Source organism: Clostridium disporicum (assembly GCF_001405015.1).
In the GTDB taxonomy this organism is placed as follows: Bacteria; Bacillota; Clostridia; order Clostridiales; family Clostridiaceae; genus Clostridium; species Clostridium disporicum_B.
In genome coordinates this window covers 55,335-72,375 of the sequence record NZ_CYZX01000003.1, presented here as the reverse complement: position 1 = coordinate 72,375, position 17,041 = coordinate 55,335, and the positions used below count along the sequence as shown (strand labels likewise).

The window sequence follows — 17,041 nt, the reverse complement described above, 5'->3', positions numbered from 1 at the left end:
ACTATCTCTTTCTCCTTCCCATAAGTTTTAATTGAATATCAGACCAATAATTTAAAATTACTATCATAAATAATGATATTGCTACTATTATTAATACCCAAAGCATTGCAGTTTTCATATCTCCACCTTCAACTGCAAAGAAGATTGCAAGAGGCATAGTTTGCGTTCTTCCAGGAATATTTCCAGCAAGCATTAAAGTAGCTCCGAATTCACCCATAGCTCTTGCAAAAGAAAGAACTAATCCACCAATAATTCCAGGCCAAGCTAGCGGAAGGGCAATTCTAAAGAATATCTTCATTTCACTTAAGCCTAAAGTTCTAGCAGCAGATATTACGTTAATATCAATTTGCTCAAAAGCAGCCCTGCTTGTTCTATACATCATAGGGAAAGAAACTACAGTAGCTGCAATTACAGTAGCAGTCCATGAAAATATTAAAGTAATATCAAAGTTTAATAAAAACTTACCTACGGGACCATTTTTGCCACATATAAGTAATAAAAAGAATCCTATAACAGTTGGTGGAAGAATTAATGGAAGAGTAAATAAACCATCAATTAGTCCTTTAAGTTTATTTTTAGAATTAGCTATCCAGTAAGCGGCAGCTACACCAAGTATAAATGTTATTATTGTTGCTAAAAAGGCTGTCTTAATGGATATCCATAAAGGTGACAGATTCATACTCATGTTAATTCCTCCAAGGTTGATTATTAATGAACTTATTGAACTTTATTATATCCGTATTTCTCGAATACTTGTTGAGCTTCGTCTGTAAATAAGAAATCTTCAAAAGTTTTTGCAGCATCAATATTTTTACTATCTTTTATTACAGCAACAGGATAAGTAATTGGTGAATGTAAATCTTCAGAAATTGTTTCTATTATTTTAGCAGAATTGTTGCTTAAAGCATCACTTAAATATACAAATCCAACATCTGCATTTTCAGAAGTTGACCAAGCAAGAACTTCTTTAACATCTTTTGCAAAAACAAGTTTTGATTCTACTTCAGATTTAATCCCTAAGTTTTCTAAAACTTCATCAGCATATTTTCCTGCAGGAACAGAACTTGGCTCACCAACGGCAATTTGCTTAACTTTATCAGTAGTTAAGTCATCTAAGCTAGTAACAGTTGTATTATCTGTACTTACTAATACTAATCTATTTTTTACTAAATCTTTATTTGTATCAGTTTCTAATAAATCCTTATCAGCTAAAGCTGTCATTTGCTTTTTACCAGCAGATATAAATACATCACAAGGTGCTCCTTGTTCAATTTGTTGTTGAAGTGAACCTGATGCTCCAAAGTTAAAAGTTAAAGAAATATTAGGGTTCTTTTCAGTAAAGATTGGTTCAAGTTCAGCCATTGCTTCTTTTAAGCTTGCAGCTGCTGACACTGTAAGTTCCACTGAAGTAGTATCATCTTTTTTAGTTGATCCACATCCAACTGAAGATAATATTAAAGATGATGTTAGTAATAGAGATAAAATTTTACTAAACTTTTTCATGATAAACTCCCTTTTATATTTGTATTTTTTTATAGTATTTTATTAATTTACGTTTATTATAAAATAATTAGAAAAATGTAATTTTCAGTAAATGTGTACAAGTAGTATTTTATCATTGAAAACTTATAAATACAATACCAAAATGATAAGTTTTAATACGTTTTGTTATGTTTCGTCATGTTTTGTTTAAAGAAGGTGTATATTAGAACCAAATGTTCATAATTGTATCTATTAAGGATTTAATGGTAAAATATTATAGAAGTAAGGAGTGATTTAAATGAATTCGAATGAATCTCTAAATGCCATAGAAGTTGCTGAACTTCTGAATATTACTAAAAACACAGTATATGAATTGGTAAAAAGGGGAGAGCTACCAGGCTATAAAGTAGGTAAGAAGTTAAGAATAGATAAATGTGATGTTAATGAATATATAGAGAATCAAAAGTCAGGTAATAACAAGAAAAGTTTAACTAAAACTAAAGAAGTTGTTGTACCGAAAATTGATAAGAATACTATAAGTAGTAACGATATAATAATTGCAGGTCAGGATCAAATTTTAGATATTTTAAGTGAGTATATAAAGGCTAATATTAAAGATGTAAGAGTTCTAAGAAATAATGTAGGAAGCTATACTAACCTTTACGATTTATATAATGATAAGATATCAGTATGCTCGTCACATTTATGGGATGGAGATAGTAATGGTTATAATTATGAGTATGTTAGAAGATTACTGCCGGGGATACCTTGTATACTTATAAATTTAGCTTATAGAATGCAGGGCTTTTATGTAGCAAAAGGGAATCCTAATAATATTAAAGCATGGAATGATTTAGCTAATAAAAATATATCTATTGTAAATAGAGAAAAAGGTTCAGGAACAAGAGTATTACTTGATGAAAAATTAAGGGCTAATAATATAGATTCAAATAGTATTAGAGGATATGACATAGTAAGAAATTCACATCTTTCAGTAGCTAGTAGTATAGCGAGGGGAGAAGGTGATGTTGGTATGGGAATAGAAAAAGTAGCACTTCAGGTTAAAGGAATAGATTTTATTCCTATGCAAGAAGAGAGATATGATTTAGTTATTAAAAAGTCTGATTTATCATCACCAATATATAAAGCTATTATTGACATAATTCAATCAAAAGATTTTAGAGATGAAATTGATGGATTAAGTGGATATGATTTAAGAGATATAGGGAAAATTATTGCTCAGACATAAAAGTATTAAGGAGGTGAAAGATGGTTAAAGTACCTCCTTATATTTTATTAAAATAATTAATACAATAAAGGGTATTATGGGAGGAAAGAGGATGACAGAAAGACATAGAGAATTACTGAAGAAAATAATTATTATTGCTATTCCAATAGCTATACAAAACTTAATAAATGTTGGAGTAAGTGTTACAGACACACTTATGATAGGAAATATAAGTGAAATACAATTAGCAGGTATTTCGCAAGCAAATCAACCATATTTTATATTTACAACTTTAATATTTGGACTAGCATCTGGTTCAATGGTTTTAAATGCTCAGTATTGGGGTCAAAGAGATACAGGAGCTATAAAGGCTATTATGGGATTGATGATGAGAATAGGAATTATAGGGGGACTACTAGCCTCAGCAGTTGTTCTTATATTCCCAGAACAAGCTGTTTCTATATTTACTAATGAAGCTGAAGTAATTAACTATGGAGCTCAATATTTAAGAATAGTAGGACTTTCATATGTATTTTCAGCTTTTACTGGAATTTATTTAATGGGTCTTAGAAGTATACAGAATGTAAAAATATCTATGTACATATATGGATTATCATTTATACTAAATGTATTTTTAAATTATACTTTTATATTTGGTAAGTTTGGTATGCCAAGATTAGAATGTAGAGGTGCGGCAATAGCAACATTAATAAGTAGAATTTTTGAAAGTATATTAGTTTTAATTTATATGTATAAGATTGAAGATAAAGTTAGATACAGAGTTAGAGATGTTTTTTGCAAAACATCTAAGTATTGGAAGAGTATTGCAACTTATAGCTTGCCAGTATTATTAAGTGAAATAAATTGGGGATTAGGTATCTCTATGCAGGCAGCTATTATTGGAAGATTAGGTTCAAATGTAATTGCAGCGAATAGTTTTATAAATGTATTTCAACAACTTTCAGGTGTTGCAATGATGGGACTTGGTGGAGCAGCTGGAGTAGTATTAGGAAACCTTATAGGTAAAGGTAAAAAGCATGAAGAGGAAGTAATAAGCTTTTCTAAATTTTTAGTAAAGATAAGCATTATTTTAGGAATAATAGTAATAACAATGGTATTAATTATTAGACCGATAGCACCATCATTTATAAATGCATCTGAACAGACAGCTGAATTAATTAAGAGTATGTTATATGTATCAGCGTTTTTATTATTCTTCCAAGCTATAACTATAACTATATTTGTAGGAATATTAAGAGCTGGAGGAGATACAGCATTCTGTGCTGCGATAGATATAGCAACGTTATGGATATGCAAGATAGGTTTAGGATTACTATGCGCTTTTGTTTTAAAACTACATCCAGTTTTAGTTTACCTAATTTTATCAAGTGATGAATGTGTTAAAGCACTGATAACTATACCTCGTGTATGGAAAGGGAAATGGATTCACTACACAACGGTGTAAGGTCAAAATAATTACGTTAAAGTAAATTATATTTATAGTAAAGAATATATAAAATAAATAATGGTAAAAAGTTTTGAGATTTATGGAGGTATGGTAATTGGATCACGATTGTGGATTTGAAAGAGAGAATAAATGGTTTCGTTATAGAGCAGCAGCAATTATTATTGAAAATGGACATGTACTTTTTGCCTATTGATAAATTAAGTGAGTATAGAGCATATCCTACATTTTTTAAAGATAGATTAAAAAGTATAAAAGATGGAATAGAGCATATTGTTACTTACGAATATTAGATAATATAAAAAATATTTATAAATAATGTTGACATTGACGTTACGTAAAAGTCTATATTGATATTAGGAGGTGATTTTCTTGGAATATTCCATTAAAAGTTTAGCTAAACTTGCAGGTATCAGCACTAGAACATTAAGATATTATGATGAAATTGGATTATTAAAACCTCTTAGAATAAACTCATCAGGTTATAGGATATATGGAGATAAAGAAGTAGATATTCTTCAGCAGATATTATTTTATAAAGCATTAGAATTACCTCTTGAAAAAATAAAAGAAATAATAACTAGCAAGGATTTTGATCCTAAGACAGCTCTATATGATCATAAGGAAAATATCTTAAGGAAACAGGAAGAATTAAGAAGATTATTAATCAATGTAGAAAAGACTATTTGTTCTTTAGAAGGAGGAAATGAAATGTCAGCAGAAGAAAAGTTTGAAGGTTTTAAAAAGAAGAAAATAAAAGAAAATGAAGAAAAGTACGGTAAAGAAATAAGAGAAAAGTATGGTGAAGAAAAAGTAAAAGAAAGCTATGCTATGTTTGGTAAGTTATCTAAGGAGCAGTGGAGTGAAGCAGAAAAGATAGGTACTCTTATAAATGAAACTTTAAAAGAAGCTATGAGTGAAGGAAATCCTAAGGGAGAAAAAGCTAGAGAAGTAGTAGAGCTTCATAAGAAATGGCTATCATTCTTTGGAAACTATCCAGTTCAAGCACATTTATCGCTAGGGCAAATGTATGTAGATGATGAAAGATTTTCTGATTACTATGATAATGCAGCTGGAGAAGGTGCAGCAATATTCTTAAGAGATTCTATAGCAGCTTATTATAATGCAAAATTTAATGAAGAAACATGGCAATGGATTATAAGTAGTTAATACTTTAGGTAGCACAATGTGCTACCTTTTTTATGTGGAATAAAATGTAGTTAGCCATAATCTAAAAATTATTTTATAATATGCTAGAATTAAGATTTACGAAAGATAAGAGTTTGGAGGCAAGCTATGGATAAAATAAATACAGTAATATTTGATATGGATGGAGTGATTTTTGATACTGAAAGAATTTATTTAGAAGCTTGGACAGAGGTTTTTGATAAGTATGGATATAAAATGACAAAAGAAGTCTATACTTCAGTTATGGGAGTAGGGCGTAAGAATGTAATAAATACATTTAAGCGTATTTATGGTGAAGGTTTACCTATAGATAAGATGTATAAGGAGAAGGATGATATTCTCTTTAATAGAATAGAGAACGGAACAGTACCTACAAAGGAAGGGGTATATGAACTTTTAAAGTTTTTAAGAGAAAATAATTATAATATAGCTTTAGCCACATCTGCTAAGAGAGAACGAGTGGACAAGCATTTAAAAGAGTCTAATCTTGAAGGTGTTTTTAATGTTTCAGTTTGTGGTGATGAGGTAGAGAAAGCTAAGCCAAATCCTGATATATTTCTAAAAGCAGCAAATAAGTTAGAGGTTGATAGTGAAAACTGCATAGTAGTTGAAGATTCTTTAGCGGGGGTTAAGGCTGCTTATAATGCAGGAATGTTAGTAGTAAATATTCCTGATTTAAGAGATTATGATGATGAAATGAAGAAATTTTCGCATAAAGTTTTCAAAAATTTAATAGACTTTAAAGAATACTTGAATTTTCAAATAAACTATTAATTATCTATGAATTATATTAATAAAAGAAAAAGAAATATAGATTTATGCTATAATACAATTTAAAAATAAATAGGAATCTAAATATAAGAGATTTATATCGAAAAAAAGTAAGAATTAAGATGAGAAGGAATTATGGGGAGACAAATAAATGAATAAAAATACTGAATACAAAAAAATTACTTTTAAAGAAGCATACTCGATACCTAATATATTATGTTATATAAGGATTCTATTAATACCTGCTTTTATTTATATTTATGTGAATGCAAAGGATACTGTAGATTATTATTTAGCAGCTATTATTATACTTTTATCAGGACTTACTGATTTCTGTGATGGTTTTATAGCTAGAAAGTTTAATCAAGTAACTGAACTTGGGAAATTGATAGACCCTGTTGCAGATAAGTTAACACAAGCAGCGATTATAATTGCACTGATGTTTAAGTTTAAGTGGATGTTCTTTTTAGTAGTTTTATTTGTAATAAAAGAACTATCAATGCTTATTAATGGGATTATCTTATTAAGAAAAGGTAAAAAATTAGATGGTGCAATGTGGTTTGGTAAGGTATCCACAGCGGTATTTTATTTTTCAACATTTATAATAATTTCATTTCCAATGTTGAATTCTATGGTAGTTAATATTTTAATGGTAATATCGGCATTCTTTATGGCATTATCATTTATAATGTATATGATAGAATATGTAAAAATGTATAAAGATTTATAAATTTTATCGATTTAAAATAGAATTTTCTTTGAAAGAAGAAGATGCTATTTTTTGTTTAATAGATGAAATATTAAGAGGATATAAAATCTAATTTATCCAAATAAGTAACATTTAACGAAAATATATCTTTATTTGGAGTATTATATGTGATACAATGTCAAAGTATTAATATACCGGAGGGGATTTAGTATGAAACATATTAAGACAATCAATAAAACAAACATTAAGAACAGCTTATGCAAACCAGGATGTAAAGAATGTGCAAACTCTTGCCAATCTGCTTGTAAAACATCTTGTACAGTAGCTAACTTAGAATGTGAAAACTAGTCAATAAGAGCTGTTGAAATCTCTCAACAGCTCTTACTATATCATTAGTGAAAGTTCTAGCTTTTTTTTAATTAAAAGTTGAGAGTGTAGAGGTAAGAGTTTCTTGAAGAGAAGGTCGGAGAAGTTTCAATAGTAACTCTTAGTTATTAACTATTAACTTTTAACCGATGAAGGCTTTTAATATAGATACCAATATAAATGCTTAGGAGGAGATTAACGTGAGTTTAATTCACAAGTTTAAACAAGGTGAAAACTACTTTGTGTTAGATGTAAATACAGGAGCAGTTCATATAGTAGACGAGCTAGTATATGACTTAGTAGATGATAATATATTAAGATCAAAGGAAGAGCTTATAGCTGAATTTGGAGAAAAATACGGTGCTGATGTTGTATCAGAAGCTTATGACGAGATAAAAGAGTTAGTAGATGAAGAAATATTATACTCAAAAGATCAATATGAAGAGATAGCTCATTCTTCAATGGATGATAGAGATTACATAAAAGCTGTATGTTTAAATATAATACATGGATGTAATTTAAGATGTAAATACTGTTTCGCTGATGAAGGTGAATATAATGGACATAAAGGTGTAATGTCTGTGGAAACAGCAAAGAAAGCTATAGATTATGTAGTTAAGAGAAGTGGCCCAAGAAGAAACATTGAAATTGATTTATTTGGTGGAGAACCAACAATGATCATGGACAAGGTTAAAGAAATAATAGCTTATGCTAGAGAAAATGAAAAGGCTTGGAATAAGAATATTAGATTTACTATGACTACTAATGCTACTCTTTTAACTGATGAAATGATGGATTTCATGGATAAAGAAATGGGTAACATAATTTTATCATTAGATGGTAGAAAAGAAGTAAATGATAATGTAAGAATAAAAGTTGATGGTTCAGGTTCTTATGATGATATACTTCCTAACATAAAGAAGATGATTGAAAAGAGAGATAAATCTAAGCACTACTATGTAAGAGGAACATTTACAGGAGCTAATACAGATTTCTTTGAAGATGTTAAAGCAATGGTAAATGAAGGATTTAGAGAAATATCAATAGAGCCAGTAGTTTTAGAATCAGGTCATATGTTAGAACTTAAAGAAGAACATTTGCCAGAAATATTTGAAAACTACGATAAGTTATATGAAGAAATGGTAAGAAGAAAGAAAGAAGGAGATGAATTCAACTTCTATCACTTCAATATAGATTTAAATGGTGGACCATGTGTTTATAAGAGAATTTCAGGTTGTGGTGCAGGATTTGAATATGTTGCAATAACTCCACAAGGTGAAGTTTATCCGTGTCACCAATTTGTAGGTAAGGAAGAATTTAAACTTGGTTCTATATATGATGACACATACGATACTGAATTAGGTAAGACATTTAAGAAAGCACATATCTACAATAAGCCAAAATGTAGAAACTGTTGGGCGAGATTCTACTGCTCTGGTGGATGTCAATCAAATAACTTTGCATTTAATGGAGATATGAACATTCCTTACGAAATCGGATGTAAGATGCAAAAGAAGAGAATTGAATGTGCAATCGCTCTAAAAGCAGAATAATAATTAAGAACTAAAATGTTAGGATTTTGGTTATAATTAAAACTAGTAAGCAGTTAATGTTAGAAGAATACGTTAGCTGCTTACTTTATTCATATTTTATATCTTTTTAAGCTAAATTTATTTATATAGTATATAATTATACTTAAATTAAAAAATATAGATTATCGATGAAATAATCAGAAGTTGAAATATACAAAATAGATGAAATTTAAATGAGGTGTAATAAATGAAAGATTATATTTTAGATAATGGCTTGAAGTTAGTATATAAAAAGGGTAATAGTGAATTAAGCTCTATTGCTATTTCATTAGATGCAGGGGCAGCCCGTGATGGAGAAAATTTAGGGGTTGCGCATGTGACTGAGCATATGGTATATAAGCAGACTGAAACAAGAAGTGAAAAAGAAATAAATAAAGTGCTAAGCGATACTTTTGGATTTCAAAATGCAATGACAAATTATCCATATGTAGTTTTTTATGGAACTTTATTAAATGAAGATTTAAGTAAGGGATTGGAGATTCTTTCTGATATTCTTCTAAACCCTGTATTCACTGAAGAGGGATTTAAGGAAGAAATGGAAGTAATAAAGCAGGAACTTAAAGAATGGGATGAAGAATTAGAGCAGTATACTGAGGATAAGCTTTATTTAAATTGTATGGATGGCAGAAGGCTTCAGTATCCAATCATAGGAACAGAAGAATCTTTAGAAAGATTAACTATTGATGATGCAATAGATTTCTTTAATGACTATTATTGTGCTAATAATGCAACTATTACGGTGATATCAAGTCTGGAATTTGATGAAGTAGTAGATAAGGTTGAGGAATATTTTATAGATTGGAGAAGCGAAAGTCTACCAGAAGATGAGATAATATATAGCACACCAAATACAGGGGTATTTATAGATAAAAAAGATGATATAAATAGTGCTAAGGTTCAAATTATATTCCCTATTAATGAATTGAATCAATGGGAAATAAAAGCATTAAAAGTATTTAATCAATATTTTGGTGAAGGAGTAAACTCTGTACTTTTTGATAGCTTAAGAACAACTAATGGATTAGTATACGATGTGTTAACAAGAGTTGCAAATGAAGAATATATAAAGGTTTATAAAATTACATATGGTACAGCAGTGGAGAATATTGAAAAGTCTATTAAAATTGTTGAAAATTTAATTTCAAATGTGGATAACTTAAAAAAAGAGTTAAATACTGAAAATATAGCTAAGATGATAAAAAGCTTCAAGCTTAAGAGGTTATTTGGAGAAGAGCAGACAGTAAGGCTTGCAAAAGAATTAGCTACTTATGATACTATGTTTGGAGATTACAATATATATTTAGATGAAAGCAGAGATTTAGAAAAGCTTACACCAGAATATATAATAAATACAGCTATTAAGGTATTAAGAAATATGAGTATACAAGTTATTAGAAATTAATATATTAAAAATTATACTAATTATATTAAATAGTATAAAGATATGTAATATAATAAGATAGTCATAGGAACTTTGTCCTATGGCTATAATTTTTATGTTTAAATATAAATTATAAAAAAGGAAGATTTACGAGGTTGATATGAAGAATAGACTACCATTATTAGAAGAGGTATTAAAATACCATAAAGAAAAAAATTTAATTTTATCAATGCCAGGAAATAAAAGTGGTATAGGGTTCTTAAGAGATGATATAGGGAAAGAGTTTGTAAATAGTATGGGTTTTTTAGATATAACAGAGGTCGGAAATCTAGATAATTTTCATCATCCAGAAGGTGTTATTAAAGAAGCACAAGAGCTTTTAGCTAATTTGTATAAAGTTGATAGAGCTTATTTTTTAGTTAATGGAAGTAGTTCTGGAAATTTAGCAAGCGTATTTGCAGCTTTTAATGAAGGTGATGAAGTTCTTGTAGAAAGAAATTGCCATAAATCTATTTATAATGCTCTTATTTTAAGAAAATTAAAACCAGTGTACATAGAAGCTAATATTGATTTGGATAACGGTATCCTTTTACCTTGTAATGAAAAAAATATAAAAGATGCTCTAATTAAAGCTAAAGATCCGAGAGGTGTAATATTAACATCTCCTAACTATTACGGAATATCCTATAATTTAGAAAAAATATTAAGAAAGTTAAGAGGAAATGGATTAAAGATAATAATAGATTCAGCTCATGGAGCTCATTATGGAGTAAATCAAAGGCTTCCAGAAAGTATGGCTAGATTAGCTCATTACGTTGTTTTAAGTGCTCATAAAACTTTGCCAGCTTTAACGCAAGGTGCATATTTACTTGTAAATGATATTAATAGCAATGTAGAGTTTTTTATAAGTGCATTTAATACGACATCACCATCATATTTAATTATGTCATCTTTAGATTATGCAAGATATTATTTGGAGAATTACGGTGATTCAGATTATGATTTATTAATAGATTTAGCAGAAGTTTATAAAAATCAGATAAATTCTTTAGATAAAGTTAAAATATTAAGTGAAGAAGATATTGAAGGTGATTATAAATTAGATAAAAGTAGATATATCTTGACACTTCCAATAGGATATAGTGGTAATAAGCTTTTAGACTATTTATTAGAAAATAATATCCAAAGTGAAATGAGTTTCTCAAGAGGTGTAGTACTAATATTATCTCCATTTAATACAAGAGATGATTTTGAAAAGATATATCATGCTATAATGTTTTTAGATATAGAAACACTTAAAGACGAAGAAAAAAATATAGGCTATGTTAATTTAGAGAAGATTAAAAGGTTAGAACCTTTTGAAGTACATAATGCGAAATTTGAAGAAGTAGAAATAAATCATGCTGTTGGAATGGTGTCAAAAGATTTTATAGTTCCATATCCACCAGGAATTCCATTAGTTTTACCAGGGGAAGAAATAACAGAAGATGTAGTAAAGGCTATAAGATGGTATCAAGGAAAATGTATTTCAGTTTTAGGGGTGTACTATAATAGAATTAAGGTTGTTTTAGACTAATAATTATGGAACCATATCAAAAATATAATAAGATAGAAATTAAATGATTTTAATTAATTTACTTTAATTAATAAGACATGTATAGAAGCCAGCATAGATTTGTATTAGAAACCTATACTGGCTTTTTTCATTTTATAAGTTATAATTTTTGCTACTTTTTCAGGAGATAAGAAAGTATTATCTAGCTTATATAATTTTTTTTCTTCTCCATCCAATGAGTTATCTCTATTAGTGAGTATTAATTATATTACATATATTTATCTAGAGTTTCAGCTCTTTCATAAGATTTCTTAATTATTTCCTTAGGATAGCCTATGTGATCTAATAATTTAATAGCATTACGTGTCTTAGAAACACCTTTCTTAAGCTTGTAATCAAAGCTTAATCCTTCTTTGTTAACTCGCTCACTAAAGTAGAAGAATTCATAGTTATCTTTAAGTATATCTGTTAATTCTCTATCGTGAGTAGCTACTATTGATATACTCTTTTTTTTATTAATATAAGTTAATATTTCAGCAGAAGAGGATATTCTTTCAATAGGGTTAGTACCTCTAAATATTTCATCTATAGGACAGAATACAGGTAACTCTTTATCTAATGCTTTTATTATTCTAAGAAGAGCTTCTGCTTCAGCCATATAATAACTTTTACCTAAAGTAACGTCATCACTTGGACTTATAGAAGAAACTATGTTAAAGAAGCAAGCTTCGTATTTTTTAGTTAGTGTAATATTGAATGTTTGAGCTAAAATCATATTTAGGCCAATCATTCTTAAAAATGTAGATTTACCAGACATATTAGTACCAGTAAGAACTATACCTTTTTTAGTAAAAGTAATAGAGTTAGGGACTGCATCTTTAATAAGTGGATGAACACCATCTACTATGTTTATGTTGATTTCATCAGTAAATTTGGGCTTTGTATATTTACCTTTCATTTCTTCTTTATATGATGCTATTGCAATATAGCTTTCAAGCTCACCTAATAATTCATATAAGTCTAGAATATAATCCTCTTTATCTTTTAATAAAGATGCAATTTTATAGTATGCACTTTCTTCTAATAAAAATGGCATAGATAAAACTTCAAAAGCACCACCACCAGCATTTGCAAATTGAATAGATTTAGTTGCATTATCTATAGATTTTATATCTTTAAGAAGTTCATTTATTTTATCAGTATATTCCTTTATTTCAGGATAATCTATTTTTTTTATTTCTTTGGCTGCAATTATTATACTTCTTAAATAAAGTAATCCTTGAGATTTTACATTTTTTCTTTCTTTATCATTTATAAACATATTGATAAATATTGTGAATGCTGTAACTAAAAGCATATATGGATTTTGAAATATTATAGCTAATAATGCACTAGATATAGTTAGAAATTTACCTAAGAATGTATAGATATAATACTTACTTTTATTTTCTACTAATTCTTCAGTTAACATTTCTAATAAAGCATTTTTTTTGTCATATCCAAGATTGTAATAAACCATTTGTAATTTAGTTCTTAAATCAGTGTTAGTTCTTAAAGTTTCAGTAAATTCATATCTTTTATTAAGTTCACTTTTGTCATGAAGTGGATTTCTAAGCATTTTATATAATGCAGCCTCTCCAACACTACTATAAGTTCTATCTAGCTTTGTGAAAATCTCATCCATGTTGAAATCATCCCAAGTTTGATCATCTATTGTATACTCATCTTCTTCATATATATCAAATAGTGTTCTTATTTTATTAATATATCTTTTCTTTTTTCTTTCTTCACCAAAGTCGGCTTTCATGCAATCATAAAGCCACATTAATTTGTCCATTAGCCTCATACTTTTTTCCTCCGCAAAACTATTAATATTTTAGATTATAATTCTTTTTATAAACTGCTATTCCTAATAAAACTAATATTATGATTGGAATAATTATAAGTATAACATCATTTAGATTAATAAAATACTTATAAGGATCAATATAAAACATTTTATCTAATATAAGTTGAAATATAAGTGTTACATCTCTATTTTCATATTGAGCTTGTAGTAGCATATCCATAATTTGATGTAGTATTTCTTCTTTTTCATATGAAGTTAGATTAGTTGCTTTTATATAGCTTGTTATATGTTCATATAAACAAAGATTATTTTCGTTAAAATTCTTTTGTTCTTTTAATCTTAGATTTCTAAGTTTTAAGACTTCTAACATAATTACCCCTCCAATACATTCTCAACATTTCTTTTTACAAAATTCCATGTATCAATAAATTCATCTAACTCTTTTATACCAGCATCAGTTAAGTAATAATATTTTCTCATAGGTCCAAGCGGTGACTTTTTCATTTTAGAATATAATAATTTTTTCTTTTCTAACCTAATAAGAATAGGATAGACGCTACTTTCAGATATATCTTCAAAGCCGTATTGTATTAATTTTTCGCAAACTGCATATCCATAGGTTTCATCAGTAGAAACTATTTTTAAGATACATCCTTCTAATAAACCTTTTAACATTTGTGTTGAATTTGCCATTTATTCACCTACTTTGTAATACGTAATAGCTATATGAAAATAATACCACACTACTATGTATTGTCAAGTAGTGTGGTATCAAATTATTTTACGTAGTTCCAACCACAATCATCATGGTATATCATTTGCTTAGTCATACCACCGTCGATAGTTATATTTTCGCCTGTAATAAAACCGGCCTTATCACTGCAAAGGAATAAAACCATATTAGCTATATCTAGAGGTTCACCAACACGTCCTGATGGATGCTGTGAAGTATCTCCGATAGAATATTGTGGTTTATAATTTTCACTATGTTGATATGCACCTGTATCAATCCATCCTGGACTTATAGAATTTACTCTAACTTTTCCAGCTAAACTTATACTAAGGCCATGAGTTAATGCACTTATCCCACCTTTTGCTGCAGTATAGCTTTCTGTATCTGCTTGAGACATGTAAGCTCTTGTAGAAGAAATATTAACTATAGAAGCTTTAGGATTAAAGTAGTTTAAAAATAATTTACTTAGCATGTAAGGTGCAGTTACTCCTAGTTTTAAAACATAGTTAAAATCATTAAAGGAGCAGTCTGATAAAATACCTTTTCTACTTATGCAAGCATTGTTTATTAAGTAATCTATATTTTTAAATTTTTCAATAGTCTTATTAACGAAATCATTAAGAGTATTTTCTTCTGTTATATCTCCATAATAGAAGAAGAGATTTTCTTCACCGAATTTTTTTATAAGATTATTTCCAGAAATTTTATCAGTATCAATAATAGCAACTTTTGTACCAGCTTTTATGAATTCTTCTACGATACATCTACCAATTCCATTAGCACCGCCAGTTATTACACATACTTTATCTTTAAAGTTCATAGTTATACCTCCTAATTTAATATATAAATTATTATATATTAAATATAGATATCTATATAGTAGTGTTATAGACAAATATAATACTTTACAATAATATGGTAATAAGCTGAAGTGGAGTTTTATTATTGTCTAGAATTTAATGATTGTGATTTAGCATAAGTTTACGTAGGTAGATTAGAGAGAATAATTAATAATAAATAATTTTTTGGAGGAATAAATGAGTAATAAAATTTTTATAGTTGAAGACGAAGATAAAATAAGAGAAGAATTAATTACTTTGTTAAATAGATATGGATATGAAACGGAGTTTTCTAATGATTTTAAAAATATTGTGGAAGATATTTTAAAAGCTATTCCTAGTTTAGTGCTTTTAGATATAAATCTTCCTTATTATGATGGATATTATATTTGTAGGGAGATAAGAAAAAAATCTAACCTTCCTATTATAGTTGTTACAAGTAGAGATAGTGAGATAGATGAGCTTATGAGTATGAATCTAGGGGCAGATGATTTTGTAACAAAACCTTATAACACTCAAATACTTTTAGCAAGGATATCATCACTTTTAAGACGTAGTTATAGCAAAAATGAAAGTGAAGTTTATCAATTTAAAAATTTAAAATATAACTTATCTACAAGTGAAGCTGAATATGAAGGTAGCACAATTGAGTTAACTAAAAATGAAAGTAGGATACTATATACTCTTATTAAAAATAAAGAAAAAATAGTTTCAAGAGATGATATAATGAAAAGCCTTTGGCAGTCTAATGAGTTTGTAGATGATAATACTCTTACTGTAAATATAAATAGATTAAGAAAGAAGTTAGAAGAAATAGGAGCAGAAGGATATTTACAAACTAAGAGAGGGCAAGGGTATATATTGATATGAATATAGTAGATTTTTTTAAGGAGAGAATATTATTTATTGCTTTAAATATAGTAATTCTTATTTTTACGGCAGTGCTTTTAATATCTCTTAAGGTAGATATGTATGCTATAGTATTTATTTTTATTATCAATTTAATTGGTATATTGATATTCCATTTTTATGAATTTTTTAGGAAGAAAAGATATTATGATGAAATAGAAAAAGATTTACAATCCTTAGATAAAAAATATTTACTTTCTGAGGTAGTTGCTGAAAGTGATTTTCTTGAAGGTAAACTTATTCATAATATAATAGATCAAGCTAATAAATCTATGAATGATGAAATATCTAAATATAAGCTAAGTATTGATGAATATAGAGAGTATATAGAAATGTGGGTTCATGAGATAAAAACGCCTATAGCGACCTGTAAATTACTTATTGAAAACAATGATTCAAAAATAACTCGAAGTATCGGAGAAGAGCTAGGAAGGGGTGAGGATTATATAGAACAATCTCTTTATTATACAAGAAGTAATGTTTTGGAAAAGGATTATATTATTAAAGAGATTAATTTAAGTGATTCTATAAATAATGTTATAAGAAAAAATGCTAATACATTAATTGCTAAACGAATAAAAATAAATATTTATGATGTAGATAAAAAAGTTTATTGTGATAGCAAATGGATAGAGTTTATATTAAATCAGATAATTAGCAATTCTATTAAATATATGAATAAAAAAGAGAGTGAGCTTAAGGTTTATTGTGAGAAATTTAATGAGGATGTAATATTAAATATATGTGACAATGGGATTGGAATTAATGAAAAAGATAGAGTTAAGGTTTTTGAAAAAGGATATACGGGAGAGAACGGAAGAATATTTGGCAAATCTACAGGAATAGGTTTATATTTATGTAAAAAGCTTTGTATTAAACTTGGATTAGGGATTAAATTAGAATCAGAAGAACTGGTTGGAACTAAGGTTTCAATTATTTTTCCTATAAATAATTTGATGAAATTTTAAGAGATA

At 28.0% G+C, this 17,041-nt stretch carries 17 protein-coding genes and 1 pseudogene; 12 read left to right on the top strand and 6 right to left on the bottom strand.

From position 1 onward, the window contains the following. Position 1: 1 nt before the first annotated feature. Together modB and modA are read right to left on the bottom strand one after the other, a co-directional pair. A complete protein-coding gene (gene modB, locus ARA56_RS02690) occupies positions 2–685 on the bottom strand; it encodes a molybdate ABC transporter permease subunit (RefSeq protein ID WP_148315732.1) in 684 nt (227 codons plus the stop codon). Positions 686–717: 32 nt separating this feature from the next. Further along, a complete protein-coding gene (modA, locus tag ARA56_RS02685; RefSeq protein WP_055263683.1) occupies positions 718–1,503 on the bottom strand; it encodes a molybdate ABC transporter substrate-binding protein in 786 nt (261 codons plus the stop codon). A gap of 277 nt (positions 1,504–1,780) precedes the next feature. Here modA and ARA56_RS02680 point away from each other — a divergent pair, with 277 nt between their 5' ends. The 10 genes and pseudogenes from ARA56_RS02680 (at position 1,781) to ARA56_RS02635 (ending at position 11,758) form a co-directional block, all read left to right on the top strand. Continuing rightward, positions 1,781–2,731 carry a substrate-binding domain-containing protein gene (locus ARA56_RS02680; RefSeq protein WP_055263681.1) on the top strand — a complete coding sequence of 317 codons (951 nt, stop codon included), beginning with the start codon at positions 1,781–1,783 and terminating at the stop codon, positions 2,729–2,731. Between the two features lie 91 nt (positions 2,732–2,822). After that, positions 2,823–4,175, top strand: coding sequence for an MATE family efflux transporter (locus ARA56_RS02675; protein ID WP_055263679.1), 1,353 nt, complete (start codon positions 2,823–2,825; stop codon positions 4,173–4,175). A gap of 97 nt (positions 4,176–4,272) precedes the next feature. Beyond that, positions 4,273–4,365: pseudogene (locus ARA56_RS17100) on the top strand (NUDIX hydrolase); the annotation flags it as partial. Positions 4,366–4,547: 182 nt separating this feature from the next. Beyond that, positions 4,548–5,345 carry a MerR family transcriptional regulator gene (locus ARA56_RS02665; protein WP_055263675.1) on the top strand — a complete coding sequence of 266 codons (798 nt, stop codon included), beginning with the start codon at positions 4,548–4,550 and terminating at the stop codon, positions 5,343–5,345. A 126-nt stretch (positions 5,346–5,471) separates the two neighbouring features. After that, positions 5,472–6,137 (top strand): HAD family hydrolase, encoded by a 666-nt coding sequence (locus ARA56_RS02660; RefSeq protein ID WP_055263673.1) that lies wholly within the window; start codon positions 5,472–5,474, stop codon positions 6,135–6,137. 148 nt (positions 6,138–6,285) lie between these two features. Next, positions 6,286–6,864: a CDP-alcohol phosphatidyltransferase family protein gene (locus ARA56_RS02655; RefSeq protein WP_055263671.1), complete on the top strand. Its 579-nt coding sequence runs from the start codon at positions 6,286–6,288 to the stop codon at positions 6,862–6,864. A 189-nt stretch (positions 6,865–7,053) separates the two neighbouring features. Further along, entirely contained in the window at positions 7,054–7,191 is a 138-nt protein-coding gene (gene scfA / locus ARA56_RS02650; RefSeq protein ID WP_003371542.1) for a six-cysteine ranthipeptide SCIFF, read from the top strand. 218 nt (positions 7,192–7,409) lie between these two features. After that, positions 7,410–8,762, top strand: coding sequence for a thioether cross-link-forming SCIFF peptide maturase (scfB, locus tag ARA56_RS02645; RefSeq protein WP_055263669.1), 1,353 nt, complete (start codon positions 7,410–7,412; stop codon positions 8,760–8,762). Positions 8,763–8,988: 226 nt separating this feature from the next. Beyond that, a complete protein-coding gene (locus ARA56_RS02640) occupies positions 8,989–10,203 on the top strand; it encodes a M16 family metallopeptidase (protein ID WP_055263667.1) in 1,215 nt (404 codons plus the stop codon). A 139-nt stretch (positions 10,204–10,342) separates the two neighbouring features. Continuing rightward, positions 10,343–11,758: an aminotransferase class I/II-fold pyridoxal phosphate-dependent enzyme gene (locus ARA56_RS02635; RefSeq protein WP_055263665.1), complete on the top strand. Its 1,416-nt coding sequence runs from the start codon at positions 10,343–10,345 to the stop codon at positions 11,756–11,758. A gap of 247 nt (positions 11,759–12,005) precedes the next feature. Here the strand turns inward: ARA56_RS02635 and ARA56_RS02630 are convergent, their stop codons facing one another. The 4 genes from ARA56_RS02630 to ARA56_RS02615 all read right to left on the bottom strand — a co-directional run bounded on the left by ARA56_RS02630 (position 12,006) and on the right by ARA56_RS02615 (position 15,139). After that, positions 12,006–13,574, bottom strand: coding sequence for a MutS-related protein (locus ARA56_RS02630; RefSeq protein WP_055263922.1), 1,569 nt, complete (start codon positions 13,572–13,574; stop codon positions 12,006–12,008). Positions 13,575–13,605: 31 nt separating this feature from the next. Next, the gene (locus ARA56_RS02625) at positions 13,606–13,956 is read right to left on the bottom strand and encodes a hypothetical protein (protein ID WP_055263663.1); all 351 of its coding nucleotides are present in this window, start codon (positions 13,954–13,956) and stop codon (positions 13,606–13,608) included. A gap of 2 nt (positions 13,957–13,958) precedes the next feature. After that, on the bottom strand, positions 13,959–14,279 hold the full coding sequence (locus ARA56_RS02620; protein WP_055263661.1) for a PadR family transcriptional regulator: 321 nt from the start codon (positions 14,277–14,279) through the stop codon (positions 13,959–13,961). Between the two features lie 83 nt (positions 14,280–14,362). Then, a complete protein-coding gene (locus ARA56_RS02615; protein ID WP_055263659.1) occupies positions 14,363–15,139 on the bottom strand; it encodes an SDR family oxidoreductase in 777 nt (258 codons plus the stop codon). A gap of 217 nt (positions 15,140–15,356) precedes the next feature. Between ARA56_RS02615 and ARA56_RS02610 the strand changes: the two genes are divergently transcribed. Next, the gene (locus tag ARA56_RS02610) at positions 15,357–16,028 is read left to right on the top strand and encodes a response regulator transcription factor (RefSeq protein WP_055263657.1); all 672 of its coding nucleotides are present in this window, start codon (positions 15,357–15,359) and stop codon (positions 16,026–16,028) included. Continuing rightward, positions 16,025–17,035, top strand: a complete 1,011-nt coding sequence (locus ARA56_RS02605) for a sensor histidine kinase (protein ID WP_055263655.1) — start codon at positions 16,025–16,027, stop codon at positions 17,033–17,035. The genes ARA56_RS02610 and ARA56_RS02605 overlap by 4 nt, the downstream gene beginning before the upstream one ends. The last annotated feature ends 6 nt before the right edge of the window (positions 17,036–17,041 follow it).

Bases quoted from the DNA above. Each gene is read 5' to 3' on its own strand.
- modB (WP_148315732.1), bottom strand. From the start codon at position 685: ATGAGTATGAATCTGTCACCTTTATGGATATCCATTAAGACAGCCTTT.
- modA (WP_055263683.1), bottom strand. From the start codon at position 1,503: ATGAAAAAGTTTAGTAAAATTTTATCTCTATTACTAACATCATCTTTA.
- ARA56_RS02680 (WP_055263681.1), top strand. From the start codon at position 1,781: ATGAATTCGAATGAATCTCTAAATGCCATAGAAGTTGCTGAACTTCTG.
- ARA56_RS02675 (WP_055263679.1), top strand. From the start codon at position 2,823: ATGACAGAAAGACATAGAGAATTACTGAAGAAAATAATTATTATTGCT.
- ARA56_RS02660 (WP_055263673.1), top strand. From the start codon at position 5,472: ATGGATAAAATAAATACAGTAATATTTGATATGGATGGAGTGATTTTT.
- ARA56_RS02655 (WP_055263671.1), top strand. From the start codon at position 6,286: ATGAATAAAAATACTGAATACAAAAAAATTACTTTTAAAGAAGCATAC.
- scfA (WP_003371542.1), top strand. From the start codon at position 7,054: ATGAAACATATTAAGACAATCAATAAAACAAACATTAAGAACAGCTTA.
- ARA56_RS02640 (WP_055263667.1), top strand. From the start codon at position 8,989: ATGAAAGATTATATTTTAGATAATGGCTTGAAGTTAGTATATAAAAAG.
- ARA56_RS02635 (WP_055263665.1), top strand. From the start codon at position 10,343: ATGAAGAATAGACTACCATTATTAGAAGAGGTATTAAAATACCATAAA.
- ARA56_RS02630 (WP_055263922.1), bottom strand. From the start codon at position 13,574: ATGGACAAATTAATGTGGCTTTATGATTGCATGAAAGCCGACTTTGGT.
- ARA56_RS02625 (WP_055263663.1), bottom strand. From the start codon at position 13,956: ATGTTAGAAGTCTTAAAACTTAGAAATCTAAGATTAAAAGAACAAAAG.
- ARA56_RS02620 (WP_055263661.1), bottom strand. From the start codon at position 14,279: ATGGCAAATTCAACACAAATGTTAAAAGGTTTATTAGAAGGATGTATC.
- ARA56_RS02615 (WP_055263659.1), bottom strand. From the start codon at position 15,139: ATGAACTTTAAAGATAAAGTATGTGTAATAACTGGCGGTGCTAATGGA.
- ARA56_RS02610 (WP_055263657.1), top strand. From the start codon at position 15,357: ATGAGTAATAAAATTTTTATAGTTGAAGACGAAGATAAAATAAGAGAA.
- ARA56_RS02605 (WP_055263655.1), top strand. From the start codon at position 16,025: ATGAATATAGTAGATTTTTTTAAGGAGAGAATATTATTTATTGCTTTA.